Below are 26,405 nucleotides of genomic sequence, written 5' to 3' on the forward strand. Positions count from 1 at the left end.
GCCGATTCACACCACGTGTTGCGCTCCGTAGACTGTGTCCCATAGTCGAGTCCGTGCATGTCGCATGCGACCGCATACCTGGCAACCGCCGGGTGCAAGTTAGGAGGCAGCATGAGTCACTTTCTGGATCGCCTGAAGTTCTTCAATAAAACCACGTCGACTTTTTCCGACGGCCACGGCGCCGTCGTGCACGAGGACCGTACCTGGGAAAACGCCTACCGCCAGCGTTGGCAGCACGACAAGATCGTGCGCTCCACCCATGGCGTCAACTGTACCGGCTCGTGCAGCTGGAAGGTGTACGTGAAGAACGGCCTGATCACCTGGGAAACCCAACAAACCGACTATCCGCGCACCCGCCCGGACCTGCCGAACCACGAGCCACGCGGCTGCCCGCGCGGCGCCAGCTATTCCTGGTACGTGTACTCGGCCCAGCGCGTCAAGTACCCGATGGTGCGCGGGCGCCTGATGGAAATGTGGCGCGAAGCGCGCAAGACCATGGACCCGGTCACCGCTTGGGACTACATCAGCCAAAACCCCGAACGCGCCGCCCGCTACAAGTCGATTCGCGGCCTGGGCGGCTTCGTCCGCGCTACCTGGGACGAGAGCAACGAGATGATCGCCGCCGCCAACGCGCTGACGATCAAGAAATACGGCCCAGACCGTATCGTCGGCTTCTCGCCGATTCCCGCCATGTCGATGGTTAGCTATGCCGCCGGCACGCGCTACCTGTCTCTGATCGGCGGCGTGGCGCTGAGCTTCTACGACTGGTACTGCGATTTGCCGCCGGCCAGTCCGCAAGTATGGGGCGAACAAACCGACGTGCCCGAATCGGCCGACTGGTACAACTCGACCTACCTGATGGTGTGGGGCTCGAACGTGCCGATGACCCGCACTCCCGACGCCCACTTCTACACCGAAGTGCGCTACAAGGGCACCAAGACGGTGGCCGTGTCGTCCGACTTCGGCGAGATGGCCAAGTTCGGCGATATCTGGCTTGCGCCGAAGCAGGGCACCGACGCCGCGCTGGCGATGGCCATGGGCCACGTGATCCTGAACGAATACCACACCGCGCAGCAGTCGCAGTACTTCAAGGAGTACGCCAAGCAGTACACCGACTTCCCGATGCTGGTGCTGCTGAAAGAACAAAACGGCACCCTGGCGCCGGAATACTTCCTGCGCGCCTCCCACCTGGCCAACAACCTCGACGAGACGAACAATCCCGACTGGAAAACCCTGGTCATCGACGAGACCAGCGGCCGCATCGTGGCACCCGCCGGTTCGATCGGCTTCCGCTGGGGCGAGGCCGGAAAATGGAACCTGGAGATGAAGGAGGGCGGCAACAACGCCCTTGTCGATCCGCAACTGTCCCTGCTGGGCACCAGCGACGAGGTGGTGGCCGTCGGCTTCCCTTATTTCGGCGGTAAGGACAGCAGCGACATGCTGATGCGTAACGTCCCCGCCAAGCGCCTGACCCTGGCCGACGGCAGCAGCGTGCTGGTCGCTACGGTGTTCGACCTGACCCTGGCCAACTACGGCATCGACCGTGGCCTGGGCGGCGGCAACGTCGCCATGAGCTACGACGACGACGTCCCGTACACGCCGGCCTGGCAGGTCAAGCACACCGGCGTGAAGGCCGAGGACGTGATCACCGTGGCGCGCCAGTTCGCCCAGAACGCCGACCAGACCCGTGGCAAGAGCATGGTCATCGTCGGCGCCGCGCTGAACCACTGGTATCACATGGACATGACCTATCGCGGCATCATCAACATGCTGATGATGTGCGGCTGCGTCGGCCAATCGGGCGGCGGCTGGGCGCACTACGTGGGCCAGGAAAAGCTGCGTCCGCAAACCGGCTGGACCCCGCTGGCGTTCGCCCAGGACTGGAACCGTCCGATGCGCCAGATGAACGGCACCTCGTTCTTCTACAACCACACCAGCCAGTGGCGCCATGAAAAGCTGCACACCGAGGAAATCTCGTCGCCAACGGCCGGTCCCGACGTCGCGCCAATGACCTTGTTGGACTACAACGCCAAGGCCGAGCGCATGGGCTGGCTGCCATCGGCGCCGCAGCTGCAAACCAATCCACTGGATGTGACCCGCGCTGCGGCCGCCGCCGGCGTGAGCCCGATCGATTACGCGGTCGGCCAGATCAAGAACAAGCAGCTCGAGTTCTCCTGCGACGACCCGGACAATCCGGCCAACTTCCCGCGCAATATGTTTGTCTGGCGCTCGAATATCCTGGGTAGCTCGGGCAAGGGCCACGAGTACTTCCTGAAATACCTGCTCGGCACGCAGAACGCGCTGATGAGCGATGAGAACAACTGCATCAAGCCGCGCGACGTCAAGGTGCGTCCCGCCGCCGAAGGCAAGCTCGATCTGCTGGTGGTGCTGGACTTCCGCATGTCGACCACCTGCCTGTACGGCGACATCGTGCTGCCGACCGCCACCTGGTACGAGAAGGACGACCTGAACACGTCCGATATGCACCCGTTCATCCACCCGCTGTCGGAGGCCGTGCAACCGCTGTGGCAGTCGAAGTCGGACTGGGAGATCTACAAGGGCATCGCCAAGAAGTTCGAGGAAATCGGCGGCGCCTATCTCGGCACCCAGCAGGATCTGGTGCTGACCCCGCTGATGCACGACACCCCCGGCGAACTGGGCCAGCCGTTCGATCCGAAGGACTGGCGCGCCGGCGAGTGCGAGCCGATCCCCGGCAAGACCATGCCGAACTTTACGGTGGTGGAGCGCGATTACACGCAGATTTACCAGAAGTTCACCTCAATCGGCCCGTTGCTGGAAAAACTGGGCAACGGCGGCAAGGGCATCGGCTGGAAAACCGGCCACGAAGTCGAGGTGCTGCGCGGCATCAACCGCACGGTGACGGCGCCCGGCGTGGCGCACGGCCAGCCGCGCCTGGATACGGCGATCGACGCCGCCGAGATGATCCTGTCGCTGGCGCCCGAAACCAACGGCCACGTAGCCGTCAAGGCCTGGGACGCGCTGTCCAAGATTACCGGCCGCGACCACACGCATCTGGCGCTGCCGCGCGAGCATGACACGATCCGCTTCCGCGACGTGCAGGCCCAGCCGCGCAAGATCATCTCCTCGCCGACCTGGTCGGGGCTGGAGTCGGAAGAGGTCAGCTACAACGCCTGCTACACCAACGTGCACGAACTGATCCCATGGCGCACCTTGACCGGCCGCCAGCAGTTCTACCAGGATCACCGCTGGATGCGGGATTTTGGCGAGGGGCTGTGCGTGTACAAGCCGGCGATCAACACCAAGACCACCACGCAGATGCTGGGCGCGGTGCCGAACGGGAACAAGGAAATCGCGCTGAACTTCATCACGCCGCACCAGAAATGGGGCATCCACTCGACCTATTCGGACAACCTGCGCATGCTGACCCTGTCCCGTGGCGGTCCGCACGTGTGGCTGTCGGAGACCGACGCGAAGGAAGCCGGCATCGTCGACAACGACTGGATCGAGGTGTTCAACGTCAACGGCACCCTGACCGCCCGCGCCATCGTCAGCCAGCGCGTGCCGGAAGGGATGACCTTGATGTACCACGCACAGGAAAAGATCGTCAACGTGCCGGGTTCGGAGCAGTCGGGCAAGCGCGGCGGCATCCACAACTCGGTGACGCGGGCGGTGACCAAGCCGACCCACATGATCGGCGGCTACGCCCAACTGTCGTGGGGCTTCAACTACTACGGCACCGTCGGCTCGAACCGCGATGAATTCGTGTTGGTCCGCAAGATGAACAAGATCGACTGGCTGGAAGGCCCGCTGAAAGAAGAACAAGGGAGCATGGTATGAAAATCAGAGCGCAAATCGGCATGGTGCTGAACCTGGACAAGTGCATCGGCTGCCACACTTGCTCGGTCACGTGTAAGAACGTCTGGACCAGCCGCGACGGCGTCGAGTACGCGTGGTTCAACAACGTCGAAACCAAGCCCGGCATCGGCTATCCGAAGCATTGGGAAAACCAGGACAAGTGGAACGGCGGCTGGCGCCGCACCGACGCCGGCAAGATCGAGCCGCGCCAGGGCAGCCGTTTGAAGATCCTGGCCCAGATCTTCGCCAATCCGAACCTGCCGCAGATCGACGAGTACTACGAGCCGTTCACCTACGACTACGAGCGCCTGCAGAACGCGCCGCTGTCGGAGACGCCGCCGACCGCCCGTCCGATCTCCGTCATCACCGGCAAGAAGATGGACAAGATCGAGTGGGGTCCGAATTGGGAGGACGACCTGGGCGGCGAATTCGCCCAGCGCAGCCAGGACACCTTGTTCAACAACATGCAGAAGGAGATGTACGGCACCTTCGAGAACACTTTCATGATGTACCTGCCGCGTCTGTGCGAGCATTGCCTGAACCCGACTTGCGTCGCCTCTTGCCCGTCGGGCTCGGTGTACAAGCGCGAGGACGACGGCATCGTGCTGATCGACCAGGACAAGTGCCGTGGCTGGCGCATGTGCATCTCCGGATGCCCGTACAAGAAGATTTACTACAACTGGTCGTCGGGCAAGGCCGAGAAGTGCACCTTCTGCTATCCGCGCATCGAAGCGGGCCAGCCGACGGTGTGCTCCGAGACCTGCGTCGGCCGCATCCGCTACCTCGGCGTACTGCTGTACGACGCTGACAAGATCGAAGCGGCGGCCTCGGTGGCCGATCCGCGCGACCTGTATCCGTCGCAGCTGGGTCTGTTCCTTGATCCGCACGATCCGGCCATCATCGAAGAGGCGCGCCGCCAGGGCATTCCCGACTCCTGGCTGGGATCGGCCAAGCGCTCGCCGGTGTACAAGATGGCGGTCGAGTGGAAGGTGGCGTTCCCGCTGCATCCGGAATACCGCACCTTGCCGATGGTGTGGTACATCCCGCCGCTGTCGCCGATCCAGGCCGCCGCCGAGTCGGGTCGCATGGGCAAGAACGGCATCCTGCCGGACACCGCCAGCCTGCGCATTCCCGTGCAGTACCTGGCCAACCTGCTGACGGCGGGCGACCAGCCGCCGGTGATCAAGGCGCTGGACCGCATGCTGGCGATGCGCGCCTATATGCGCAGCAAGAGCGTGCTGGGCGTGCCGGACCTGGAGGTGCTCAAGCAGGTCGGGCTGGAGCCGGAGGTGGTGGAGGATATGTACCACATCATGGCCATCGCCAACTACGAGGACCGCTTCGTCATCCCAAGCAGCCACAAGGAAATGGCCGAGGACAGCTTCAACGAGAAGGGCAGCTGCGGCTTTAGCTTCGGCAACGGTTGTTCGGATGGCGTCAGCGACGCCAGCCTGTTTGGCAAACGCAAGCATGGCTCGGAGATCTTCATGTCGATGCCGAAATCACGGAAAAAGAAGGAGAACGTCGATGTCTGATATCCAACTCCACGCGCATGGCTATCAGGTGCTGTCGGCGCTGCTACAGTATCCGGAGCCTGAATTGCTGGCCGAGCAGGCGCAGCTCAACCAGCTGCTGCTGGAAACGCTGCCGCAGTGGCACGTGCAGCTTGCACCGCTGTTCGCCCACCTGGGCGGCGAGCGCCTGATCGACCTGCAGCAGCAATACGTGATGACGTTCGACCGCAATCCGTCGCATTCGCTGCACTTGTTCGAGCACATCCACGGCGAGTCGCGCGACCGGGGCCAGGCCATGGTCGATCTGTTGGCCGAGTACAGCAAGCACGGCCTGCAAATGGTCGGCGACGACCTGCCGGACTACGTGCCGCTGTTCCTCGAATTCCTGTCGCAGCAGGACAAGGACGAGGCCGAGCGTCTGCTGGGCGACGCCATCCACGTGCTGGCCTATATCGGCCGCAAGCTGCGCGCCAACGGCAGCCCGTACGCCTGCGTGTTCGATCTGTTGCAGACGCTCACGCCGGTACAGGCCGAGGAACTGGCCGAGCCGCCGGTGCACGACATGGACGAGGCACTGGAAACCTTCGGCCCCGGCGCCGACGGCGTCGAGCCGCTGCTCAAGCCGCACATGCAGCTGCCGGGCGGCGTCCAGCCGGTCAATTTCTATCCCAAGGCGGCAGCGCCGCAGCGTCACTGAAGGAGAGCGCCATGAACTACCTGCATCAATTTTTGTTTGGAATCTATCCCTACCTCGCGCTGGCGATCTTCTTTTTGGGCAGCCTGATCCGCTTCGACCGCGAGCAATACAGCTGGAAGTCCGAATCCAGCCAGACGCTCAACACCGGCATGCTGCGGCTGGGCAGTCCGCTGTTCCACGTCGGCGTGCTTGGCCTGTTCTTCGGCCACGCCGCCGGTCTGCTGACGCCGGTCTGGGTGTGGGACACCTTGGGCGTGACCCACGGCGCCAAGCAACTGGTGGCGATGATTGCCGGCGGCGTCATGGGCACGCTGTGCCTGGTCGGCCTGTTGATGCTGTTGGCACGCCGTTTCAGCAGCGACCGCGTGCGCGCCCGCACCACGTTCAAGGACAAGCTGGTGCTGTTGTGGCTGCTTGCGACCTTGCTGCTGGGGCTGTCGTCGATCTTCGCCTCGGCCGGCCATATGGACGGCCACATGATGGTGCTGTTGATGAGCTGGGCGCAGCACATCGTCACCTTCCGGGGCGACGCCGCCGGCTTCATCGTCGACGCGCCGCTGGTGTTCAAGCTGCACCTGTTCATGGGCATGTCGCTGTTCGTGATCTTCCCGTTCACCCGCCTGGTGCACGTGTGGAGCGGTTTCGGCGCGCTCGGCTACCTGGGCCGCGCCTATCAACTGGTGCGTTCGCGCTAAGAGGAGAACGATATGGGTATCGCAGTCAACGGCGTCGACATCGACGACAGCGCCATCGAGGCGGAAATCGGCCACCACCAGGGCGCGGACAACCCGCTGCGCGAGGCGGTGCATGAAGTGGTGCTGCGCCAGGTGCTGTTGCAGGAGGCGCGCCGGCTTGGCGTCGAGGGCGACAGCGACGACGACCGCATCGAGGCGCTGTTCGTGCGCGAGGTGACGGTGCCGAAGGCGGACGACGCGGCCTGCCTGCGCTTTTACCAGAGCCAGCCGGAGCGTTACCGCAGTGGCGACCTGGTCGAGGCGCGCCACATCCTGTTCCAGGTGACGCCGGCGGCGCCGCTGGAGCTGCTGCGCCAGACGGCCGAGCTGATCCTGGCCGAGCTGCAGGCGCGGCCGGAGCGTTTCGACGAGCTGGCGCGGCAGTATTCGAACTGTCCGTCGGGCGCGGTCGGCGGCAGCCTGGGGCAGCTGGCGCGCGGGCAGTGCGTGCCGGAGTTCGACGAGTTGCTGTTCCGCCTGCGGCAGGGCGAGCTGGCGGGGCGTCTGCTGGAGACGCGCTTTGGCTTGCACATCGTGCAGGCGCAGCGCCGCATCGACGGCAAGTTGATTCCGTTCGAGACCGTGCGGGCGCAGATCGCCGACGAGTTGCAGCGGCAGTCCTGGCAACGGGCGCTGCACCAGTATATGCATATCCTGGTCGGCAAGGCCGGCATCGAGGGTGTCGACCTGGAGGGGGCCAGCTCGCCGTTGGTGCAGTAACAACAGGCGGGCTAGTCACAAAGAACTATCCCACCTAGCCCCTCATGCCCAGTGCCAAGCGCACCGGCGGCCGCTACAATGGCCTCACACCATACAACAGGAGAGCGACGATGTTAAGCGACCGGTTTGGTCGATCGATCGACTATCTGCGGGTATCGGTCACCGACCGCTGCGACTTGCGCTGCACGTATTGCATGCCCAAGGACTTCAAAGGCTACGAAGACCCGCCCGACTGGCTCAGTTTCGACGAGATCGAACGCGTCGTCGCCGCCTTCGCGCGCCTGGGCACCTCGCGCGTGCGCCTGACCGGCGGCGAGCCGCTCACCCGGCGCCACATCCCCCAACTGGCCGCGCGCCTGTCGGCCTTGCCCGGCGTGCGCGACCTGTCGCTGTCGACCAACGGTACGCGCCTGGCCCGCCACGCCGAAGCATTGAAGGCCGCCGGCGTCACGCGCGTCAACGTCAGCCTGGATACCCTGGACCGCGATTGCATGGCCGGCATCACCGGCCGCGACTGCCTGCCGGCCGTGCTGGAAGGCTTGCAGGCGGCCAAGGCCGCCGGCCTGGCGCCCGTCAAGATCAACATGGTTGCCATGCGTGGCGTCAACGAGGCCGAGATCGACGCGATGGCAAGCTTTTGTATAGAACAAAGCTTCATGCTGCGCCTGATCGAGGTCATGCCGATGGGCGAGACCGGCCAGAACACCGCTTACATGAATCTGGCGCCGGTGCAGGCGCGGCTGGCGGAGAAGTTTGGACTGCGGCCGCAGGCGCTGGAGCTGGGCGGCGGACCGGCGCGCTACTGGAGCACCGAAGACGGCAGCGCCAGCATCGGCTACATCACGCCGCTGTCCCAGCATTTCTGCGCCACCTGCAACCGGGTGCGCCTGTCGGTCGACGGCACCCTGTACCTGTGCCTGGGCCAGGAACAGCAATTCCCGCTGCGGCCGCTGCTGCGGGGCGGCGCCACCGACGCCGAACTGGAGCAGGCGATCCGCGAGGCCATCGAACTGAAGCCGCAGGAGCACGACTTCGGCCGCCAGCCGGAGAAGATCGTGCGCTTCATGTCGCAAACCGGTGGCTGACGGCCTCTGCCGCCAGTTATACTTCCCCCTTGTAACTGATTAACCGATTAACGGAGTCGTCGATGCCGCATCCCGCCCCATCTTTCCGGCGTTCGCCGCCGTGCTGACGCCTGTGCTGAAAACCGCGCTGTTCGCCGGCTGGCAAAAACTGTCGACCCGCATCGTCGGCCTGCTGCTGGGTTTCCTGGCGGTGGCGTTGCTCGTGATCGGTTCGACACTGTTGCTGTCCTGGCAGCTGGAGGGCAGCGCTGCCGCAATCAACGTCGCCGGCAGCCTGCGCATGGACAGCTACCGGCTGGCGATGCTGGCCGGCCAGCTGGACACGCCCGCCGGCCGCACCGATCCGGCCGCCGCCAGCCTGGTGGGCGCGCAGATGAAGCGCATCGACGCCACGCTGGCGCTGCTGGAGCACGGCGACCCTCAGCGTCCGTTGATCCTGCCGTCGACCGACGTCATCCAGCGCGTGTTCGCCGAGGTGCGTCAACAGTGGCGCACCGAGCTGGCACCGCGCACCGGCGCCTTGCTGGCCCGCTACCCGACGCCGCCGGCCGAGGTCCTCGCGCTGCAACAGCAGCTCGGCGAGCGTTTCGTGCACCGCGTCGACCAATTGGTCCAGCATATCGAGCGCGACAGCGAGGGTCGCACGTTCTGGCTGCGTGCCTCGCAACTGTTGCTGCTGGCCTTGGCGCTGGTGGGCACGGTGAGCATCATCTACCTGCTGTTCGACATGATCGTGGCGCCGGTGACGCGCTTGCAGGGCGGCATGGAGCGCATGCGCGAGCAGGACTTCAGCGTGCGCCTGCCGGTCGACGGCAGCGACGAATTCGGCGCGCTGGCGAACGGCTTCAACCAGATGGCCGACAAGCTGAAGGATTCCTACGCCAACCTCGAGGAGCGGGTGCACACCAAGACCTCCGAGCTGGAGCAGCAGAACCGCGAACTGGCGCTGTTGTACGACAGCGCCGCCTTCCTGCAGCAGCCGCAATCGGCCGAGGCGATGTGCGAAGGCTTCCTGACGCGCATCAGCGACTATTTCAAGGCCGACGGCGGTTCGGTGCGCGTCCTCGATCCGAACCAGGGCAACCTGCACATGCTGGTGCACCATGGCATTTCCGAGAAGCTGGTCGAGACCGAGCGCTGCCTCAAAGTGGGCGAGTGCCTGTGCGGCGAGGCCGTGGTCAGCAAGCTGGCGGTGATTCACGACCTGCGCCGCATGGATCGGGGCCACACCTTGCAGTGCCACCGCGAGGGCTTTGCCACGATCTCGATCTTCCATATCTTCGCGCAGCGCCAGCACCTGGGCTTTTTCAACCTGCATTTCCGTAGGACGACCGTGTTCAGCGCGGCGCAGACGGCCTTGCTGGAGACCCTGGGCCAACTGCTGGGCACGGCCATCGAGAACCAGCGCCTGCAGGGACGCGACCGTGAACTGGCCATTTCCGAAGAACGCAACCTGGTCGCGCAGGGGCTGCACGACAGCATCGCCCAGGGCTTGAACTTCCTGAACCTGCAAGTGCAGATGCTGGAGCAGTCGCTCAAGGTCGGTCGCGTCGACGAGATCGAGGGCATCGTCCCGGCCCTGCGCGCGGGCGTCGAGGAGAGCTACCAGGACGTGCGCGAGCTGCTGCACAACTTCCGCACCCGTCTGCAGGAAGGCAACCTGGTGACGTCGCTGGAAACGGTGGTCGACAAGTTCCGCCGCCAGAGCGGCATCGCCGTCGATTTTGCCGCCGACAGCGACGGCGCGCCGTTCCCGCGCGAGCACCAGCTGCAACTGCTGTTCATCGTGCAGGAGGCGCTGTCGAACGTGCGCAAGCACGCGTCGGCGCGCCAGGTGCGCATCGCGCTCACCGACGGCGAGGATTTCGACCTGAGCATCCGCGACGACGGCCACGGTTTCGATCCCAAGGGACTCGACGCCAAGGGCGGCGCCCACGTCGGCATCACTATCATGCGCGAACGCGCGCAGCGCATCGACGCCCGGCTGGACGTCGAGTCCGCCCCCGGCGCCGGCACCGAGGTGCGCGTGCACCTGGGCCGCGCCCAGCGGCGCGCGGCGTAATCATTCAAGAGAGGCCACACCCATGCAAACGAACCCGGATTCCAACCCCATCAGCGTGCTGCTGGTCGACGACCACACCTTGTTCCGCAGCGGCATACGCTCGCTGCTCCAGCGCCATCCGGAGTTCAACGTGGTGGGCGAGGCCGCCGACGGCTTCGAGGGCATCAAGCGCGCGCTGCAGTTGCAGCCGCAGGTGGTGCTGCTCGACCTGAACATGCCGGGCATGTCGGGTGTGGAAACGCTGCAACTGATGCGCCAGGATTGCCCCGATACCGCCATCGTCATGCTGACCGTGTCCGAGGATGCCGAGGACCTGAGCGTGGCGCTCAAGGCGGGCGCCAGCGGCTATCTGCTCAAGAATATCGACACCGACTATCTGACCCGCGCGATCCGCCGCGCCGCCGCCGGCGAGACCGTGGTGGCCGAGGCGATGACGGCCAAGCTGGTGGCGCAGTTGCAAAGCGGGGCGGCGGCGCCGGTGGCTTCCGAGCTCGACAAGCTAACGCCGCGCGAGCGGGAGATCCTCGATTGCCTGGCGCGCGGCGAGAGCAACAAGAGCATCGCCCGCAATCTGGAACTGGCGGAAAGCACGGTCAAGATCCATGTCCAGAACGTGCTGAAAAAGCTCAAGCTCAGCAGCCGCGTGCAGGCGGCGGTTTACGCCGTCGAGCACCGCATGCAGGGCGGCGGCTGAAGCGCCGCCTGATCCTGTAGGGCGGATTAGCGAAGCGTAATCGGCCATGTATGCGTCCCGACGGCTCATGGATGGCCGATTACGGCGTTCCGCCTAATCCGCCCTACGAATTTGGTAACATCGGCATTAGCCGCAGCAACCACCGCAGCAGCCCCCGGCGTTGGGTTTTGCAGCGACGGCTGGCTCCGGCGCGCCGCCGTTCGGATACGACGGATAACCGGCCAGCGCCAGGGCGCGCGTGAGCAGGTGTGGCGACGTTAGCGTCTCGTCGACGCGCATGATGGCCATGCCGTCGCGCAGCGACACGCTCACTTCGCTGACGCCGTCGGTGTCATTGAGAATCCGGGCAACCTTGTCGGCGCAGGCTTCGCCATCCATGGCGTCAATTTTCAGTACTGTGGTGTGCATCGCATTTCCTCTCGTGGTCTATTGATTGAAACAACCCCTACAGGCTAAGCGAAAGCGCAGCGGCGGTCGATGCTTCCGAGCCGATCGCGGCTGGTATTTCCGATTTCCTTGATCTAAGTTATGCGAATCGGGCGCTGGGCTTCACAGCCACTGACACCGCGCAGACAATGTGTCGGAACTCTTAAGGATGACGATCATGACCTTGCTCCATATCGAAGAACCCGCGACCCGAGCGGGCGCCTGGCACACCGGCCATCCCATATGGCGGCTGGGCTTCCGTCCCTTCTACCTCGGCGCGGCGCTGTTCGCGGCACTGTCCATCCCATTGTGGATGGCGCAGTATTTCGGCTGGATAAGGGGCGACCTCGCCAGCCTGCTGCATGTCGGTTTCGCCTGGCATATGCATGAGATGGTGTTCGGCATGGCCGCCGCCGTGGTGGTGGGGTTTCTTTACACGGCGGCGTTCAACTGGACGGGCCTGTGGACGCCGGTGCGCGGCAAGCTGGCCGCGCTGGTGATGCTGTGGCTGCTGGGCCGGGTGGCGATGCTGCTGGCGCCGCCACTGGCGGCCGCCGTTATCGATTGGCTATTCCTGCCGCTGGCCGCCTGGCCGTTGTGGCGTGTGATGCGCCAGTCCGGCAACAAGCGCAATTACTTCCTGGTCGTCTTGCTGGGCCTGATGGCGATGGCCAACGGCGTGTTCCACGCCATCTCGCTGGGCTGGTTGGCACTGACCCCGGTGCTGCCGGTGGAGGCGGCGATCCTGGTCATCGTCATCATGGAGACGGCCATCGGCACGCGCATCATTCCCATGTTCACCCGCAACGGCGCGCCGGGAACGACGCCGCTGGTGCAACCCAAGCTCGACCGTATCTCGCTCGGCCTGTTGGCGGCTTCGGCGCTGGCGTGGCTGGCGCTGGCGCCGGCCTGGCTGTTCTCGCCGCTGGCGCTGGCCGCTGCCGCGCTGGTGCTGCTGCGCCTGTGGCGCTGGCAGGCCTTGCGCACCTTGTCGGTGCCGCTGCTGTGGATCATGCACCTGTCGTACGCGTGGATCGCGGTCGGTTTCGTGCTGCTTGCGCTGGCGAGCTGGCAACTGGTGAGCGCCAGCGCCGGCTTCCACGCGCTGGCCGTCGGATCGATGGCGGGACTGATCCTGGGCATGATGACGCGCACAACCCTGGGCCACACCGGACGTCCGCTCAAGGCGGGCCGCGCCGAGCGTGCCATGTTCGTGCTGATCCAGCTCAGCGCCTTGTCGCGCGTGCTGTCGGCGCTGGGCTGGGACAACGCGGGCGGCGCATTGCTGCTTGCCAGCGCCGCCTGCTGGGCGGTCGCATTCGGACTGTACGCGTTCGTCTACCGGCCGTATCTGACCCATGCGCGGTTGGACGGCAAGCCGGGCTAGAACGGCGCCAGCCGCCGATGCGGGCATAATACTGGGTTACCCGCAACGAAGAGAAACACATGTCTGACTTGTTAATGCGCTTGAACGGCAACCCGCTCACCGGCGCCATCGCCAAGGCCATCGGCCTGCCGAATCCCGTGCCGCTGTCGCGGGAGGCGGGTCCGTACGAGGAACGCCCCTTTGACGGCAAGCGTGTTTTGTTGTGCCGTACCGCCGGCGGTTATGCGGCCGAGGCGATGGCGGCGGCTTTCGCGCGCGCCGGCGCGGCGGCGTCGGACACGCCGCCCGCCGGTGCCGTGCCGCTCGATGTCGTCGCGATGGACGCGACCGGTTGCGCGACGCCGCAGGATTACCGGGCGTTGTATGACGGCTTGCATCCCGTCGTGCGGCGGCTGGCCCGGAATGGCCGGGTGCTGATACTCGCGGCCGATCCCGGCGAGGCGGCCACGCCGGTTGCCGCCGCCGTTGCCCGTGGTGTGGAAGGATTTGTGCGCTCGCTGGCGAAGGAACTCGGCGCAAAAGGTATTACGGTCAATCTCGGCTATGTGGCCGGCGACGCGCTCGACCGCCTTGACGGTCCGCTGCGGTTCTTTTGCGGCGCCCGCACCACCTATGTGACCGGCCAGGCGTTCCACCTGGCCTCCCGCGTGGCCGCACCCACTGGCATGCCGTCGACGCAGGCCTTGTCCGGCAAGGTCGCGCTGGTCACCGGCGCTGCCCGGGGCATCGGCCTGGCCGTGGTGGAGCGGCTGGCGCAGGAGGGCGCCACCGTCGTCGCGCTCGACATGCCGGGCGCGGCGGACGAGCTGCACAAGGCGTGCGAGCGGTTCGCCGCCGTTCCCTTCCTCGCCGATATCGCAGCGCCGGACACCCCCGGGCGTCTCGCCGACTTCTTGCTCGAACGCTTCGGCGGTGTCGACATCGTGGTCCACAATGCGGGCATCACGCGCGACCGCACGCTGGCCAATATGCAGGAACATCTTTGGGATCTGGTGGTGCAGGTCAACCTGGCCGCCGTGATCGCTGTCGACCAGCGCTTCCTGGAGCGTGGGGTGCTGCGCGGCGACGGCCGGATTGTTTGCCTGTCCTCGGTCAGCGGCGTCGCGGGCAATTTCGGGCAGACCAACTACGCCGCGTCCAAGGCCGCGTTGATCGGCTATGTGGCGGCCCAGGCGCCGTTGCTGGCGCCGCGCGGAATCTGCATCAACGCCGTGGCGCCGGGCTTTATCGATACGCCCATGACCGACGCTATGCCCATGGTCGTGCGGGAGATCGGCCGGCGCCTCAATTCCGTGAAACAGAGCGGGCAGCCGCGCGATGTCGCCGAGCTGGTGACCTTCCTTGCCACCCCGGCCGCGTTCGGCATCAGCGGGGCGACCCTGCGGGTGTGCGGGCAGGGCCTGATCGGGGCGTGAGGCGCCTGTCGGCAGCCCGGCAACGTTGCCGTTGACTTCCTGTTGTCGATGTTCCAAGCCCCGGCGGATGCCCTCCCGGGGCCTGCATCTATTGTGATTATGCAAAAATTGCAGCAGAATGCGTTCCAGTCTCTCAGGAAAGGAAGTCGCATGGAAGCTTTTATCAGTGGTTTAAACGACATCGTCTGGAGTTCGGCGCTGATCTATTTGTGTCTGGGCGCCGGTCTGTTTTATTCGATTCAGACCCGTTTTGCCCAGGTCAGGCACGTCAAGGAAATGCTGCGTCTATTGTTTAAGCCGCGCCATGGGGGAACCGGGATTTCGTCCTTCCAGGCCTTGGCCGTGTCGTTGTCCGGTCGGGTTGGCGTGGGCAACATCGCCGGCGTCGCCGCCGCGATCGGCTTCGGCGGTCCCGGTGCGATTTTCTGGATGTGGGTGGTCGCCTTCCTCGGCGCCAGCACCGCGTATGCGGAGTCGACGCTGGGCCAGTTGTACAAGGTCGAGGAAAACGGCCAGTATCGCGGCGGTTCCGCGTTCTTCTTCGAGCGCTGCCTCGGCTGGCCGTGGCTGGGCGGGCTGTTCGCCGTCTCGGCGGTGATCGCCTGCGGCATCTTCCTGCCCGGCGTGCAGGCGAACGCGGTTGGCAACGCGGTCACACAGATTTTCGGCGACGGCACGATGGTCGAGACCTTCATGGGCACCGTCGGCACGCATAAGCTGATCGGTTTGGTCGTGATCCTGGCCACCCTGGCGGTCATCATTTTCGGCGGCATCAAGCGCATCGCCAACTTCGCCGAGTATGTCGTGCCGTTCATGGCGCTCGGCTACATCATCCTGGCACTGGTCGTCATCGGCATGAACATCGACAAGTTGCCCGGCGTGTTGACGCTGATTTTCTCGGACGCATTCACCGCGCAAGCGGGATTTGGCGCGGCCATCGGCTGGGGCGTCAAGCGCGGCGTCTATTCCAACGAGGCGGGCCAAGGCACCGGCACCCACGCGGCGGCGGCGGCCGAAACCGAACATCCGTCGCAGCAGGGGCTGGTGCAGGCGTTTTCGATCTACGTCGATACCTTGTTCGTGTGCACGGCCACCGCGTTCATGGTGCTCATCACGGGCCAGTACAATATCCAGGGCACCTTGCCGGCGGGCCAGTTCATCGTGCAAAACCTACCTGCCACGACCGAGATCGGCTCGGCCGCGTTCACCCAGATGGCCTTGCAGAGCGCCTTTGGCGGCTTCGGCCCGGCGTTCGTCGCGCTGGCACTGTTCTTCTTCGCGTTCACTACCATCGTCGCCTATTACTATATCGCCGAGACCAACGTCGCCTACCTGAACCAATACTTCAAGCGCGGCATGCCCTTGGTGGTCGTCAAACTGCTGATCATGGTGATGGTTGCCTTCGGTACGATCAACAGCGCCGGTTACATCTGGAACCTGGGCGATATCGGCGTCGGCATCATGGCGTGGATTAACATCGTCGGCATCCTGGTGATCTTCTTCGTGTCCCGGCCGACGATGGTTTGCCTGCGCGACTACGAGGCGCAGTTGAAAGCGGGCGGACCGATCACGTTCGATCCGCTCAAGCTGGGCATCAAGAACGCGACGTTCTGGGAAAAGCGCGCCGCCGCGCGGAAATAGACTGACGCCCTCAGGCGCTGGTGGCGGCGCTTGGCCCGCTTGCCAACTCGGCCAGGCGGGCGGCGGTATCCTTAGCACCCATCGTCGCCGCCAGTGAGCTTGCGGTCATGCCCCGGCTGTCGACGGCGTCGACGGCCGCGCCGCGCTCGATGAACAGATTGAGGATGTCGGTGCGGTTGAACATGGCCGCCATCATCAGCGGCGTTTTGCCGTCCGGGCTGGCGCCTTCGATATCGGCGCCGTGCGCCAGCAGCAGTTCGGCGATGTCCAGGTAGCCTTTGTAGGCGACGCCCGCCAGCGGGGTCTGTCCCTGATCGTTCGGCACGTTCGGATCGGCGCCGGCTTCGAGCAGCACGCGCGCCGTGTCCAGGTGGCCGTGATAGCAGGCCAGCATGATCAGGCTGTCGCCCTTTTCGTTGCGGAAGCTGACGGGCAAGCCCTTGGCCACCATGCCTGCCAGGCGTTCCGCTTCGCCGGCGCGCACCAGCGTAAACACGCCGCGTATGAATTCCAGGGTTTCCGCGTCCATCGCCGGGGTGGGCGATGCCGCCTTTTCATTCTCTGCCATGTCTCGCCTTCATGAAGTTATTTCGGGATAACGATAAGTATGCCTCTGTTCAATTTTAAGCGATGTACGCTGTCGCACGCGCAACGCAGGGTCGCGCGCATAGCAGACTCAAGACAGGATCCTCTTGTGTTCCATCACATGATGACCGGTTTTTCCGCACACTTTGTGTGAGATCAAAGGCGTTGCCGGACCTCCGGCGCTAGCATCAATTGGGTACGCACCTGCGTACGACATTGTATGGAGCGCACAAAGGGGGAAGATATGATGATCGAACGTAAGAAGCAGGCGAGGGCGCTTGCAGCGATAGTCGCGATGTTGATGTCCGGCGCGGCGGTGGCCCAGTCCGGAGGCGGGCAGAGCGGCCAAAGTGGCGCCAGCGGACAAAGCGGACAAACCGGATCGAGCGGGCAGGGTGGCACGAGTGGCTCGGCCGGCACGGGCGGCCAGAACGGTGACAGCGCCCGCAGCGGACAAAGCGACGCGACCAGTCTCGGCGCCAAGCCCGCCCAACGCGCATCGCAACGCGTCAGCGACGCCCTGTCCGTGGTGCGCCAGCTGGAAGCGGAGCCGCGCATGAAGCAATTGCTGCAACAGGCAAAAGGCGTATTGATTGTGCCGTCGTATGGTAGGGCGGCACTGGGCGTCGGCGCCCATGGCGGGGCGGGCCTGCTGCTGCTCAAACGCTCCGACGGAGGTTGGAGCGGGCCGGCGTTCTACGATCTCGGCGGCTTGACGGTCGGGCTACAGGCCGGCGCCGAAGGCGGACCGATGGCGCTGGTTCTCAATAATGAGAAGGCGGTCAATGAGTTCATGAAGAAGAACAATCTTGCCCTGAGCGCCGATGCCGGCCTCACCGTGCTGAACTGGAGCCGGCTGGCTCAGGGAACGGCGGGCACCGGCGATGTCGTGGCGTGGAGCGGCACCAAGGGCCTGTTCGGCGACGTGGCGGCGGTGGGGATCAATGATATCCGCTTCAACCAAAGCCTGACCAATGCCTATTACGGCCGGACCTTGTCGCCAAGGGAGATCGCGGCGGGCACCGTCAGCAATCCGCAGTCCGAGCCGCTGCAGCAGGCGCTGGGTCAGGCGGCGACCATCACCCGTTGATGCCGGGTGCGTCCGCGCTGCCATGAGGCGCAAGACGTCAGGCGAGCCGGTGCTGTGCCGGGTCAAGCTTGGGGCGGGTTGTGGCCGGGTAGGCGGATGAAGTCGATCAGTGCCCGCAGCGCCCCCGGCGTTTGCCGCCGTGACGAGAAGTACAGGTTGAACCCGGGGAAGGGCGCGCACCAGTCCTCCAGCACCCGCACCAGCCGCCCGGCCGCCAGGTGTTCGGTGACGGTGGTGTCGATGGCGCTGGCCAAGCCCACGCCGGCCAGGGCCGCATCGACCATGAGTTCCGGCGTGCCGAGGATCATGGAGCCCGACACCTGCGCCGTCAGCGGCCGTCCGTCTTTTTCGAACTCCCAGCGGCACAGGTTGCCGCCGGCGATCTCGCGGTAGCCGATGCAATTGTGCCCGGTCAACTGGTGCGGCGTCAGCGGTGCCGCATGGCGCGCGAGGTAGCCGGGCGAGGCGACGATGGCCAGCCGCAGATCCGGCGTCACGCGCACCGCGCTCATATCCTGTTCCACGCTTTCGCCCAGGCGGATGCCGGCGTCGTAGCCGTCGCGCGCGATATCGACGAAGCCGTCGTTGACCGCCACCTCCAGCGTGACGTCCGGGTAGGCCGCCGCGAAGCCGCCCAGATGCGGCGCCAGCGCCATCTTCGCGCCCAGTAGCGAGGAGTTGATGCGCACGGTGCCTTGCGGCCGGTCGCGGAAGCTGTTGACGTCCTCGATGGCGCTGGTGATGCGCGAGAACGCCGGCGCCACCTGGTCCAGCAGGGCCTGGCCGGCCTCGGTGACGGAGACGGAGCGGGTGGTGCGGTTCAGCAACCGCACGCCGAGGCGTTGCTCCAGCGCGCGCAGCGAGTGGCTCAGTGTCGAGGGTGTCAGGTTCAGGGCGGCGGCGGCCTTGCGGAAGCTGCGTGCCTCGGCAACGGCGACAAAACTGCTCAGTTCGGCGAAATCATTGGCGCGCATATTGGTGGCTGTGGCTCATCAGATTAGTGAATATAGCACGGCTTATCAACAACAATCGCGCTGTCTATACTTGTTCGCATCATCTCAACCAAGGATAGACAATGACAATTGCTCAACGATTTGCGGGACGCGCCGTGCTGGTCACCGGTGGCGGCAGCGGCATCGGCCGCGCCGCCGCGCTGGCCTATGGACGCGAGGGCGCGATGGTTGCCGTCGCCGGCCGCAGGGTGGCCGAACTGGACGAGACTGTGCGCCAGATCGGCGCGGCCGGCGGCCGGGCGCTGGCGATCCGCTGCGATGTCGCCGTCGCCGGAGAGGTGGAGGCGATGGTGGCGCGTGTCACCGCCGAGTTCGGACGGCTGGACGCGGCGTTCAACAATGCCGGCATCGAAGGCAAGTTCGCCCCGATCGGCGAGTTGTCGGAGGCGGATTTCGACCATGTCGTCGGCATCAACCTCAAGGGCGTCTGGCTGTCGATCAAGTATCAGGCGGCTGCCATGAAGGAGCGGGGCGGGGCCATCGTCAATACTTCGTCATGGCTGGCCGACCGTTCGGTGGGCGGGTCGTCCGCCTATGCCGCCAGCAAGGGGGCGCTGCTGGCCATGACGCGGGCGCTGGCGGTCGAGCTGGGGCCGCAAGGCATCCGTGTCAACACCGTCCTGCCGGGCATCATCGCGACGCCGATGTTCGACCGGCTGGGTGGCAACGACGATCTGAGCGCGACTTTTGCCGCCGCCACGCCGCTGCGCCGCGTGGGCGAATCAGCGGACGTGGGCGATGTCGCGGTATGGCTGGCGAGCGACGAGGCGCGTTTCGTGACCGGCCAGACTGTGCTGGTCGACGGCGGCTATACCATCACCGCGATGCCGTGACACGGGCGCCGCGACGCCTTCGAACCGGACTAGAACTTGACGTGATAGGTCAAATCGGCGCTGCGCGGCGCGCCCAGGATGACCTGGCGATTGGCGTTGGCGCCGCTCCAGCTGGCGTACAGCTTGTCGCCTAGGTTGCGCACGCGTAAGGTCAACTCGCCGCGCGGCAGGCGCCAGCTGGCGTAGGCGTCGGCTGTGGTGAAGCCGCGCATCAACACCGTGTTGGCCGTGTTGGTGTAACGGTCTCCCGTATAGTTGAGACCCATCCCCAGCCTGAGCGGCGCCGCCTCGAGCGTGTAATCGGTCCACAGGTTGGCCATTTCCCTGGCGACGTTGGGCGGCACGTTGCCGGCGCGCGAGACGTTGCCCGCTTCCATCAACTGGTCGAACTGCGCATGCAGCAGGGAGATATTGCCGCTGACCGCGAGCCGGCGCGTCGGCCGCCATCCCGCCGCCAGTTCCACGCCCTTGGATGACTGCTTGCCGTTGTTGACGGTCAACGTGGGCGTGGCGGCATCGCGCGTCAGGATGTTGTCCAGATCAATCGAATACGCCGCCAGGGTCAGATCGGCGCTGCCGTTCAACAAAGTTTGTTTAAGTCCGATCTCGCTCTGCGTGCCTTTGGACAGCGCGAAGGCGGCATTGGCGGCGCTGAGCAGCAGCAGGTTGCCCGAGCCGACCGGGGCGGAGGCATTGGTGCGCTGCGCATACAGCGAGGTATTGCCGCTGAGCGCGTAGACAAGGCCGATGCGCGCCGAGCGCGGCGAGTACGTTTGCGCATAGGAGGCGGTGGCGCCTGTGTTGAAGTCGATGTTGTCGCGCTGGAGCTTGACGCGGTCCTGGCGCACGCCGGCCACCAGCGTCCATTTGTCGCTGAGCCACAGCGCGTCTTCCGCATATATGGCCAGGGTTGGAATGCGGGTGCCGAAGCGGGTGCGGTTGCCGGCGCCGGCGTACAGCGCCGGATTGGCGTTGAAGTCGGCGTAGTTGCCGACGGCCGGGTCGAGCGCGTCGACCGCAAGCAGCGCTTCGGCGGCCGCCGAACCGTTGGAGAACGTGCGTCCGGCGTCGAACCGGGTCCTGGTGTACTCGAGGCCGGCGGCGAAGCGGTGCTTCATGCCGCCGACGGCGCCGCCGTAGCTGACGTCCAAGCGGTTGCCGAGCACCTGATGGTCGTGGGTGACGCCCACCAGGTCGCGGACGATCTGCCGGGGTGCGCGGAAGGCATGGCTCTCGGCGTTGCGCCAGTTGCGCTTGGCCGTGTAGTAGGACGCCTCGTTGGTCAGCTTCCATTCCGGGGACAGCCGCCAGCTCAATTTGGCGCGCGCCCAGGTGCTGCGCGCGTCCATGGCCGCGTCGGCGACGTTGTAGTTTGTGGACGCCAGCCGGCGGTCGATGACGGCGCCCGTGCCGTCCACCGCGACGCCGGCCGGATCGGCGGCGAAAGCGCGCGGCACCAGCGGCGTGCCCTGGTAGGGCAGGACATCGTCGTCCAGCACATCCAGGCTCAGGTCGAGCACCAGGTCCGATGCCAGCGCGGTGGTGGTGGCCACGGACACGCTGTCGTAGCGCTGCCGGTTGCGGTCGATATAGCCGTCGGACTTCTGGCGGCTGTAGTCGAGGCGTACCGCGCTGGCGTCGCCGAACGCCTGGTTGGTGCCGACGCCCATGCGCCAGGTCCGGAAGCTGCCGAACGAGAGCATCGCTTCGCTCATCGGATTGGCGCGGTCGGCCCGCTTGGTGACGAAATTGATCGCGCCGCCGATGGCGCCGTCGCCGGCCATCAGCGACGCCGGGCCTTTGAGCACTTCGATATGGTCGATGTTCCAGCTGTCCTGGGTGCGCGCACTCATGGTCGGCACGGCCACGCGGCTGCCGTCGTACAGGTAGCTGACGAAGCCGGCGCTGAAGCCGCGCGAGGATGTTTGCGACGGCGAGCTGGGATTGCCGCCTTGCGTGACGCCGACCGCGCCGCGCACCGCCTCGTCCAGATTGCGGGCGCCGCGCGCTTCGATCAAATCGCGCGATATGAGTTCGACGGCGGCCGGCGTTTCGCTCAGGCTCAAATCCAGCCGGCTGCCCAGCGCCGCGCCGTCGGCATGCGTGGCGCGCGCGCCGTCAACCACCACCACGGCCACCGGGGCGGCGGCTTCCCCGGTATCGGCTGCCGCTGCGGCATCGGCTCCGACGCCGAAAGGTGGGTAAAGGCACAGTACGGCGCAGGTCAGCTTGTGAAGTTTCACGATGGTCCTTATTGATAACAAGTTCTCATTATCATATAATCCTTGCGAACTAGGCAATATGAACCGCGCAATATTTATTTGACGCCAGCCACCACCCACCCCACGGAGACTATGAAACCTGTACTTAAGCTGGATAACGTCAGCCGCCGCTTCGGCGAGCGGGTGGCCCTCGATGGCCTGTCGCTGACCCTGAACGAGGGCGAGGTGTTCGCCCTGCTGGCCCCCAACGGCGCCGGCAAGACCACCACGCTCAACCTGATCCTCGGCTTTCTGCGGGCCGACGGCGGCGCCATCACGGTGTGCGGAGAGCCGGTCGACGACCATGCCGGGACCGGGCGTTACATCGCCTATCTGCCGGAGCAGGTGGCGATTTATCCGGAACTGAGCGGCGTGGAGAACTTGCGCTATTTCTCGCTGCTGGCGGCGATCGAGTTGAACGACGGCGAGTTGCGCGGCCTGCTGTCCGAGGCCGGGCTGCAGCGCGAGGCGCACGACCGCGCGGCGCGCTTTTATTCGAAAGGGATGCGGCAGAAGGTCGGCATCGCGATCGCGATGGCGCGCGAAGCGAAATTGCTGCTGCTGGACGAGCCGACGTCCGGCCTCGATCCGCTGGCGGCCTCCGAGTTGTCGGCCAGCCTGCGCGCCGCCGCAAAAAGGGGCGTCGCCATCCTGATGGCCACCCACGACCTTTACCACATCAAGGAGGTGGCGACGCGGGTCGGCTTCCTGCGCGGCGGCCGCATCGCCAGCGAGATCGATCCGCAAACCACCGACCACGCGATGCTCGAGCGGTTGTACATATCGGAGCTGGGCCGGTGAGCGCCGCGTCCGACCTGGCGCTGCTGCGCGCCGAGACCCGGCGCCTGTGGCGCGAGCCGCGCCTGCGCTGGGTCGCCGCGCTGGCGCCTTTGCTGTTGTTGATTGTGTTCCTGTCGTCGTGGAACGGCGCCGCGCGCCTGGCCGACGACCGCCAGCGCTTCGCCGCCGCCGAGCGGGCACGCTGGCTGGAGCAGGGACAGAAGGACCCGCACAGCGCCGCCCACTTCGGCGTCTGGGCCGTCAAACCGGCCTCGCCGCTGGCCGTGCTGGCGCCGGGGATCGAACCCTTCGTCGGCCTGGCGGTCTGGCTGGAGGCGCACAAGCGCAACGAGATGATATTCCGGCCAAGCCAGGACGCCCACCCGATCATGCGCGGCGCGACCTCGGTCGGACAACTGCTGGAGTTATTGGGACCGCTGTTCGCTATCCTGCTGGGGTTTACCGGTTTCGCCCAGGACCGCCAGCGCGGCACCCTGCGCATGGCGATGGGGAACGGCGGCCGGCCGGCGCGCATGCTGCTGGCGCGCTTCGCCGTCATGGCCGGCGTGTTGGCCGCCGTGGCCCTGCTGCCGGCGGCGCTGTTCGGGGCGTACACGCTGCACGCCTTGCCCGACGCGGGCTGGCACGGCGCCGGCCGCCTGGCGGTGTGGGGGCTGCTGCAGTTCCTGTACCTGCTGGCGTTTTTGCTGATCGCGCTGACGGTGTCGCTCAAGGCGCCGAGCGCGCGCGCTGCGCTGGCCATCATGCTTGCCCTATGGCTGGCGTTGTGCGTGGTGCTGCCGCGCGCCGCCGGCAACGCGGTCCAGGTGCTGGCGCCGGGGCCGCCGTATCAGGCCGTGCGCCAAAGCGTGGAGCAGGCGGCGCCTGCATACGAGGGCGCCGACAAGTGGGAGGCACGGCGCGCGGCGCTGCTGGCGCAAGCCAATGGCGCTCCGATCGACCTGCGCGCGGCGCAGCTGGACCAATCCGAACGCGAGTCGCACGTCGTTTTCGACCGCCTTCTGGGCCGCTTCTACGACGCCATCGAAACCCAGGACCGCGCCTTCGGCTGGCTGGGCGCGCTAACGCCGGCGGTGGCCTTGCAGGCTGCCGGCAGCGCCGTCGCCGGCACCGATTTCCATCAGCACCGCCATTTCATCGACGCCGCCGAAAGCTACCGGCGCACGACGATCAACCGGCTCAATGGCGATTTGATGCGGCACGCGGGCCGTGACGGTCCGGTCGAGACGGGCCGCGATTTCTGGGAATCGGTGCCGGCGTTCGACTACCGGCCGCCGACGCTGGGCATGGCACTGGCCAACGCGCTGGCGCCGCTGGCAATGCTGCTGGCGTGGTGCCTGCTCGCCGCCGGCGCCGCGTGGCGCGCTGTGAAGGGAGTGCGGCCATGAGGCGCGCCTCATTTTCGGCCTTGTTCAGGATCGAGATCCGATTGCTGCTGGCGTCCCGCTTTAGCTGGATACTGGGCGCGCTGTTGTTTGGCGCGATGTGGTGGGGCGCCGTCAACGGCCAGCACCAGGCGCGCGAACAGCAGGCGACGATAGACCGCATAGCCTTGCACGTGGAGGGCAAGCTGGCCGGCCAGCAGGCGGCGGTGGCCCGTTACCGTCAGCCGGCGCCGGCGCAACTGCCGTACTGGCAGGACCCGTCGGACGTCTCCGGCTACATGCGTTACGGGCTGGAAGCCTACGCCGTCAAGCCGCCGTCGCCGCTGGCCGGTCTTGCCATCGGCCAGTCACGCCTGCTGCCGTTCTACCTGAAGACGGACCTGGACTACGTGGCGCCCCCCGGCAGCGCCTTCGACTTTATCAATCCGCGCTTCCTCGCGCTGGGCGAATTCGATTTCGCCTTTGTGCTGGTGGTCATCCTGCCGCTGGCCGTCATCGCGCTGGGTGGCGCGCGCCTGGCGGCCGAGCGCGACTCCGGCGCGCTGGTGCTGATGCTGGCGCAACTGCCGTCGTTCCGGCGGCTGGTCATGCTCAAATTCGCTGCGCTGGCGGCGGTTTGCGTGCCGTTCGCAGTGGTGGCCGCGTTGCTGGCGCTGGTGGCCGCCGGCGTGCCGCTGTGGCAAATATCCGATCCTGGAACGATGCTCGCGCTGCTGGCGGCGTATGCCGGCTTCACGCTGTTCTGGGTCGCAGTGACCACGCTGGTCGCCAGCCGTGGCGGCGTTGTTGCGAGCTACCTGCGCCTGGTTTCGATCTGGGTGGTGTTGACGTTCGTGGTGCCGGCGGCCGGCGCGCTGCTGATCGAGCAAACCGCGCCGGCGCCGGCGGCGCTGGCGTATCTCGACGAACTTCGGCGCATCAACAACATGACACCGGCCGAGCGCGACGCGGTCTTCACGGCGTATGTGTCGGCGCGCCCGGAATATGGCGCGATCGCCGCGCGCATCAAGTCCGTCACGTATGCGACCAAGCAGATCGCGGTCCAGCAGGCGGTGGAGCGGCGCGCGGCGGAGGGCAGCGCCGCGATGGCGCGCGCGGTGGACATGGCCGGCGCGCAAGCGGGCTTGGTGCGCTGGCTGTCGCCGGCGATGGTGTTGGACACCATGCTGCAGCAGGCGGCGGGCACCGGCATCGAGCGGCATCGGGAATTCCTGCTGGCGGCACGGGCCCACACCGACCGGCTGCGCGCCTTTTTCTGGCCGAGGGCCTTGGCGGAGGCCGCGCGGCCCACGCAAGCCTGTCCGGGATGCGCCGGGCGGATGAACTTCACTGCGCATCGGGAAATTCCCCGTTTCGAGCCGGCGCCGCCGCCAAACGGCATGATCGGCGGCGCCGCCGCGCTGTACATGTGGGGCATTGCGGCGCTGGCGGGCTTGCTGCTGTGGCGCGGCAAACGCCTCAATCTGTGATCGGGCTTCAGGTCGCGGGCGGATCGCCGCGCTTGCGCCGCTTCGGCGTCGTCCGGGGCGGTGCGGCGTTGGCGGCCGAGCATTCGGCGCAGACGCCGTACAGCGTCAATTCGTGGCGTTCGATCGTAAACCCCTTGGGCGCCAGACTGTCCATGTGGCCCGGGCAGCCTTCGATATCGAACACGCGGTCGCATTGCACGCAGTGGAAGTGGTGGTGATGGTGGTGCGCAACATGCATCATCTCGTAGCGCGGGTTATCGCCGGGCAGGCTTACGGTCTGGATCACCCCTTCGCCCAACAGCGCCTTGAGATTGCGGTAAATGGTGGCGATGCCGACTTCGGCGACCGATGCGCGCACTCCGGCCAGGATCTCCTGGGGGCTGAGCGGACGGCCCGCCGCTTCGATGACCGCGCGGATCGCGGTCCGCTGGCGGGTGGTACGTTCCATGGGGTGACTTTTGGGGTAAAGACCAATTATCCCATAAACCCCGCCACTGATTGCCGCGAACGAAATGCGCGGGGCGGGATACGGGGGTGGGTAGTAAAGCCGTAATTTTTCAGGTAAGCTAGGCGCGTTGTGGTCAAAAGCCACCGCCGTATCGGGAGAGACTGTTCCAGCATGAGCTGACGAACGGCGCCGAAGGAGCAACCGCCCCGGAAACTCTCAGGCAAAAGGACCGATACAGCACTTTAAACTCTGAAGAGCGGCAGGACTCGGACGTCGTCCCCCCGCACCGAAGGAGCAAGCGCTGCCGC

The 26,405-nt window shown here is 65.9% G+C and carries 21 protein-coding genes and 1 riboswitch; of the genes, 16 read left to right on the forward strand and 5 right to left on the reverse strand.

Annotated elements, in window-relative coordinates; genetic code table 11:
• Positions 1 to 111 precede the first annotated feature (111 nt).
• From NHH88_16610 to NHH88_16645, 8 genes are all read left to right on the forward strand, one after another.
• On the forward strand, positions 112 to 3,819 hold the full coding sequence (locus tag NHH88_16610) for a nitrate reductase subunit alpha (protein ID USX11342.1): 3,708 nt from the start codon (positions 112 to 114) through the stop codon (positions 3,817 to 3,819).
• Positions 3,816 to 5,372, forward strand: coding sequence for a nitrate reductase subunit beta (narH, locus tag NHH88_16615; protein USX11343.1), 1,557 nt, complete (start codon positions 3,816 to 3,818; stop codon positions 5,370 to 5,372). The genes NHH88_16610 and narH overlap by 4 nt, the downstream gene beginning before the upstream one ends.
• Positions 5,365 to 6,048 (forward strand): nitrate reductase molybdenum cofactor assembly chaperone, encoded by a 684-nt coding sequence (gene narJ / locus NHH88_16620; GenBank protein USX11344.1) that lies wholly within the window; start codon positions 5,365 to 5,367, stop codon positions 6,046 to 6,048. Before narH ends, narJ begins: the two co-directional genes overlap by 8 nt.
• Positions 6,049 to 6,059: 11 nt before the next feature.
• Positions 6,060 to 6,743, forward strand: a complete 684-nt coding sequence (gene narI, locus NHH88_16625) for a respiratory nitrate reductase subunit gamma (protein USX11345.1) — start codon at positions 6,060 to 6,062, stop codon at positions 6,741 to 6,743.
• 12 nt (positions 6,744 to 6,755) lie between these two features.
• Positions 6,756 to 7,502 (forward strand): peptidylprolyl isomerase, encoded by a 747-nt coding sequence (locus NHH88_16630; GenBank protein USX11346.1) that lies wholly within the window; start codon positions 6,756 to 6,758, stop codon positions 7,500 to 7,502.
• 110 nt (positions 7,503 to 7,612) lie between these two features.
• Positions 7,613 to 8,587 (forward strand): GTP 3',8-cyclase MoaA, encoded by a 975-nt coding sequence (gene moaA / locus NHH88_16635; protein ID USX11347.1) that lies wholly within the window; start codon positions 7,613 to 7,615, stop codon positions 8,585 to 8,587.
• A gap of 100 nt (positions 8,588 to 8,687) precedes the next feature.
• On the forward strand, positions 8,688 to 10,649 hold the full coding sequence (locus NHH88_16640; GenBank protein USX11348.1) for a type IV pili methyl-accepting chemotaxis transducer N-terminal domain-containing protein: 1,962 nt from the start codon (positions 8,688 to 8,690) through the stop codon (positions 10,647 to 10,649).
• Positions 10,650 to 10,671: 22 nt separating this feature from the next.
• The gene (locus NHH88_16645; GenBank protein ID USX11349.1) at positions 10,672 to 11,343 is read left to right on the forward strand and encodes a response regulator; all 672 of its coding nucleotides are present in this window, start codon (positions 10,672 to 10,674) and stop codon (positions 11,341 to 11,343) included.
• 126 nt (positions 11,344 to 11,469) lie between these two features.
• Here the strand turns inward: NHH88_16645 and NHH88_16650 are convergent, their stop codons facing one another.
• Entirely contained in the window at positions 11,470 to 11,751 is a 282-nt protein-coding gene (locus NHH88_16650) for a heavy-metal-associated domain-containing protein (protein ID USX11350.1), read from the reverse strand.
• A 196-nt stretch (positions 11,752 to 11,947) separates the two neighbouring features.
• On the opposite strand from NHH88_16650, the gene NHH88_16655 reads away from it, so the two are divergent.
• The 3 genes from NHH88_16655 (at position 11,948) to NHH88_16665 (ending at position 16,212) form a co-directional block, all read left to right on the forward strand.
• Positions 11,948 to 13,156 (forward strand): NnrS family protein, encoded by a 1,209-nt coding sequence (locus NHH88_16655; GenBank protein ID USX11351.1) that lies wholly within the window; start codon positions 11,948 to 11,950, stop codon positions 13,154 to 13,156.
• 59 nt (positions 13,157 to 13,215) lie between these two features.
• Positions 13,216 to 14,571, forward strand: coding sequence for a 3-oxoacyl-ACP reductase (locus NHH88_16660; GenBank protein ID USX11352.1), 1,356 nt, complete (start codon positions 13,216 to 13,218; stop codon positions 14,569 to 14,571).
• A gap of 150 nt (positions 14,572 to 14,721) precedes the next feature.
• On the forward strand, positions 14,722 to 16,212 hold the full coding sequence (locus NHH88_16665) for an alanine:cation symporter family protein (protein ID USX11353.1): 1,491 nt from the start codon (positions 14,722 to 14,724) through the stop codon (positions 16,210 to 16,212).
• Between the two features lie 10 nt (positions 16,213 to 16,222).
• Here the strand turns inward: NHH88_16665 and NHH88_16670 are convergent, their stop codons facing one another.
• Entirely contained in the window at positions 16,223 to 16,780 is a 558-nt protein-coding gene (locus tag NHH88_16670) for an ankyrin repeat domain-containing protein (protein ID USX11354.1), read from the reverse strand.
• Positions 16,781 to 17,044: 264 nt separating this feature from the next.
• Here NHH88_16670 and NHH88_16675 point away from each other — a divergent pair, with 264 nt between their 5' ends.
• A complete protein-coding gene (locus tag NHH88_16675) occupies positions 17,045 to 17,887 on the forward strand; it encodes a lipid-binding SYLF domain-containing protein (GenBank protein ID USX11355.1) in 843 nt (280 codons plus the stop codon).
• A 62-nt stretch (positions 17,888 to 17,949) separates the two neighbouring features.
• Here the strand turns inward: NHH88_16675 and NHH88_16680 are convergent, their stop codons facing one another.
• The gene (locus NHH88_16680) at positions 17,950 to 18,861 is read right to left on the reverse strand and encodes a LysR family transcriptional regulator (protein ID USX11356.1); all 912 of its coding nucleotides are present in this window, start codon (positions 18,859 to 18,861) and stop codon (positions 17,950 to 17,952) included.
• A 101-nt stretch (positions 18,862 to 18,962) separates the two neighbouring features.
• Here NHH88_16680 and NHH88_16685 point away from each other — a divergent pair, with 101 nt between their 5' ends.
• Positions 18,963 to 19,733 (forward strand): SDR family oxidoreductase, encoded by a 771-nt coding sequence (locus tag NHH88_16685; protein ID USX11357.1) that lies wholly within the window; start codon positions 18,963 to 18,965, stop codon positions 19,731 to 19,733.
• A gap of 29 nt (positions 19,734 to 19,762) precedes the next feature.
• Here NHH88_16685 and NHH88_16690 read toward each other — a convergent pair whose 3' ends face one another.
• Positions 19,763 to 21,976, reverse strand: a complete 2,214-nt coding sequence (locus NHH88_16690) for a TonB-dependent siderophore receptor (GenBank protein USX11358.1) — start codon at positions 21,974 to 21,976, stop codon at positions 19,763 to 19,765.
• A 111-nt stretch (positions 21,977 to 22,087) separates the two neighbouring features.
• Between NHH88_16690 and NHH88_16695 the strand changes: the two genes are divergently transcribed.
• The 3 genes from NHH88_16695 to NHH88_16705 are packed head-to-tail and all read left to right on the forward strand — an operon-like array spanning position 22,088 to position 25,649.
• On the forward strand, positions 22,088 to 22,795 hold the full coding sequence (locus tag NHH88_16695) for an ABC transporter ATP-binding protein (GenBank protein ID USX11359.1): 708 nt from the start codon (positions 22,088 to 22,090) through the stop codon (positions 22,793 to 22,795).
• Positions 22,792 to 24,183, forward strand: a complete 1,392-nt coding sequence (locus tag NHH88_16700; GenBank protein ID USX11360.1) for a DUF3526 domain-containing protein — start codon at positions 22,792 to 22,794, stop codon at positions 24,181 to 24,183. Before NHH88_16695 ends, NHH88_16700 begins: the two co-directional genes overlap by 4 nt.
• Positions 24,180 to 25,649, forward strand: a complete 1,470-nt coding sequence (locus NHH88_16705) for a DUF3526 domain-containing protein (GenBank protein USX11361.1) — start codon at positions 24,180 to 24,182, stop codon at positions 25,647 to 25,649. The genes NHH88_16700 and NHH88_16705 overlap by 4 nt, the downstream gene beginning before the upstream one ends.
• Before the next feature lie 7 nt (positions 25,650 to 25,656).
• Here NHH88_16705 and NHH88_16710 read toward each other — a convergent pair whose 3' ends face one another.
• Positions 25,657 to 26,097: a transcriptional repressor gene (locus tag NHH88_16710; GenBank protein USX11362.1), complete on the reverse strand. Its 441-nt coding sequence runs from the start codon at positions 26,095 to 26,097 to the stop codon at positions 25,657 to 25,659.
• Between the two features lie 142 nt (positions 26,098 to 26,239).
• A riboswitch (glycine riboswitch) is annotated at positions 26,240 to 26,339 on the forward strand.
• The last annotated feature ends 66 nt before the right edge of the window (positions 26,340 to 26,405 follow it).

Source organism: Oxalobacteraceae bacterium OTU3CAMAD1 (genome assembly GCA_024123915.1).
Taxonomy (GTDB): domain Bacteria; phylum Pseudomonadota; class Gammaproteobacteria; order Burkholderiales; family Burkholderiaceae_D; genus Rugamonas.

Excerpts from the sequence above, each read along its gene's own strand:
- NHH88_16650 (USX11350.1), bottom strand. The coding sequence starts at position 11,751 with ATGCACACCACAGTACTGAAAATTGACGCCATGGATGGCGAAGCCTGC.
- narJ (USX11344.1), top strand. The coding sequence starts at position 5,365 with ATGTCTGATATCCAACTCCACGCGCATGGCTATCAGGTGCTGTCGGCG.
- moaA (USX11347.1), top strand. The coding sequence starts at position 7,613 with ATGTTAAGCGACCGGTTTGGTCGATCGATCGACTATCTGCGGGTATCG.
- NHH88_16685 (USX11357.1), top strand. The coding sequence starts at position 18,963 with ATGACAATTGCTCAACGATTTGCGGGACGCGCCGTGCTGGTCACCGGT.
- narI (USX11345.1), top strand. The coding sequence starts at position 6,060 with ATGAACTACCTGCATCAATTTTTGTTTGGAATCTATCCCTACCTCGCG.
- NHH88_16610 (USX11342.1), top strand. The coding sequence starts at position 112 with ATGAGTCACTTTCTGGATCGCCTGAAGTTCTTCAATAAAACCACGTCG.
- NHH88_16665 (USX11353.1), top strand. The coding sequence starts at position 14,722 with ATGGAAGCTTTTATCAGTGGTTTAAACGACATCGTCTGGAGTTCGGCG.
- NHH88_16680 (USX11356.1), bottom strand. The coding sequence starts at position 18,861 with ATGCGCGCCAATGATTTCGCCGAACTGAGCAGTTTTGTCGCCGTTGCC.
- NHH88_16670 (USX11354.1), bottom strand. The coding sequence starts at position 16,780 with ATGGCAGAGAATGAAAAGGCGGCATCGCCCACCCCGGCGATGGACGCG.
- NHH88_16660 (USX11352.1), top strand. The coding sequence starts at position 13,216 with ATGTCTGACTTGTTAATGCGCTTGAACGGCAACCCGCTCACCGGCGCC.
- narH (USX11343.1), top strand. The coding sequence starts at position 3,816 with ATGAAAATCAGAGCGCAAATCGGCATGGTGCTGAACCTGGACAAGTGC.
- NHH88_16695 (USX11359.1), top strand. The coding sequence starts at position 22,088 with ATGAAACCTGTACTTAAGCTGGATAACGTCAGCCGCCGCTTCGGCGAG.
- NHH88_16710 (USX11362.1), bottom strand. The coding sequence starts at position 26,097 with ATGGAACGTACCACCCGCCAGCGGACCGCGATCCGCGCGGTCATCGAA.
- NHH88_16630 (USX11346.1), top strand. The coding sequence starts at position 6,756 with ATGGGTATCGCAGTCAACGGCGTCGACATCGACGACAGCGCCATCGAG.
- NHH88_16705 (USX11361.1), top strand. The coding sequence starts at position 24,180 with ATGAGGCGCGCCTCATTTTCGGCCTTGTTCAGGATCGAGATCCGATTG.
- NHH88_16645 (USX11349.1), top strand. The coding sequence starts at position 10,672 with ATGCAAACGAACCCGGATTCCAACCCCATCAGCGTGCTGCTGGTCGAC.
- NHH88_16655 (USX11351.1), top strand. The coding sequence starts at position 11,948 with ATGACCTTGCTCCATATCGAAGAACCCGCGACCCGAGCGGGCGCCTGG.
- NHH88_16675 (USX11355.1), top strand. The coding sequence starts at position 17,045 with ATGATCGAACGTAAGAAGCAGGCGAGGGCGCTTGCAGCGATAGTCGCG.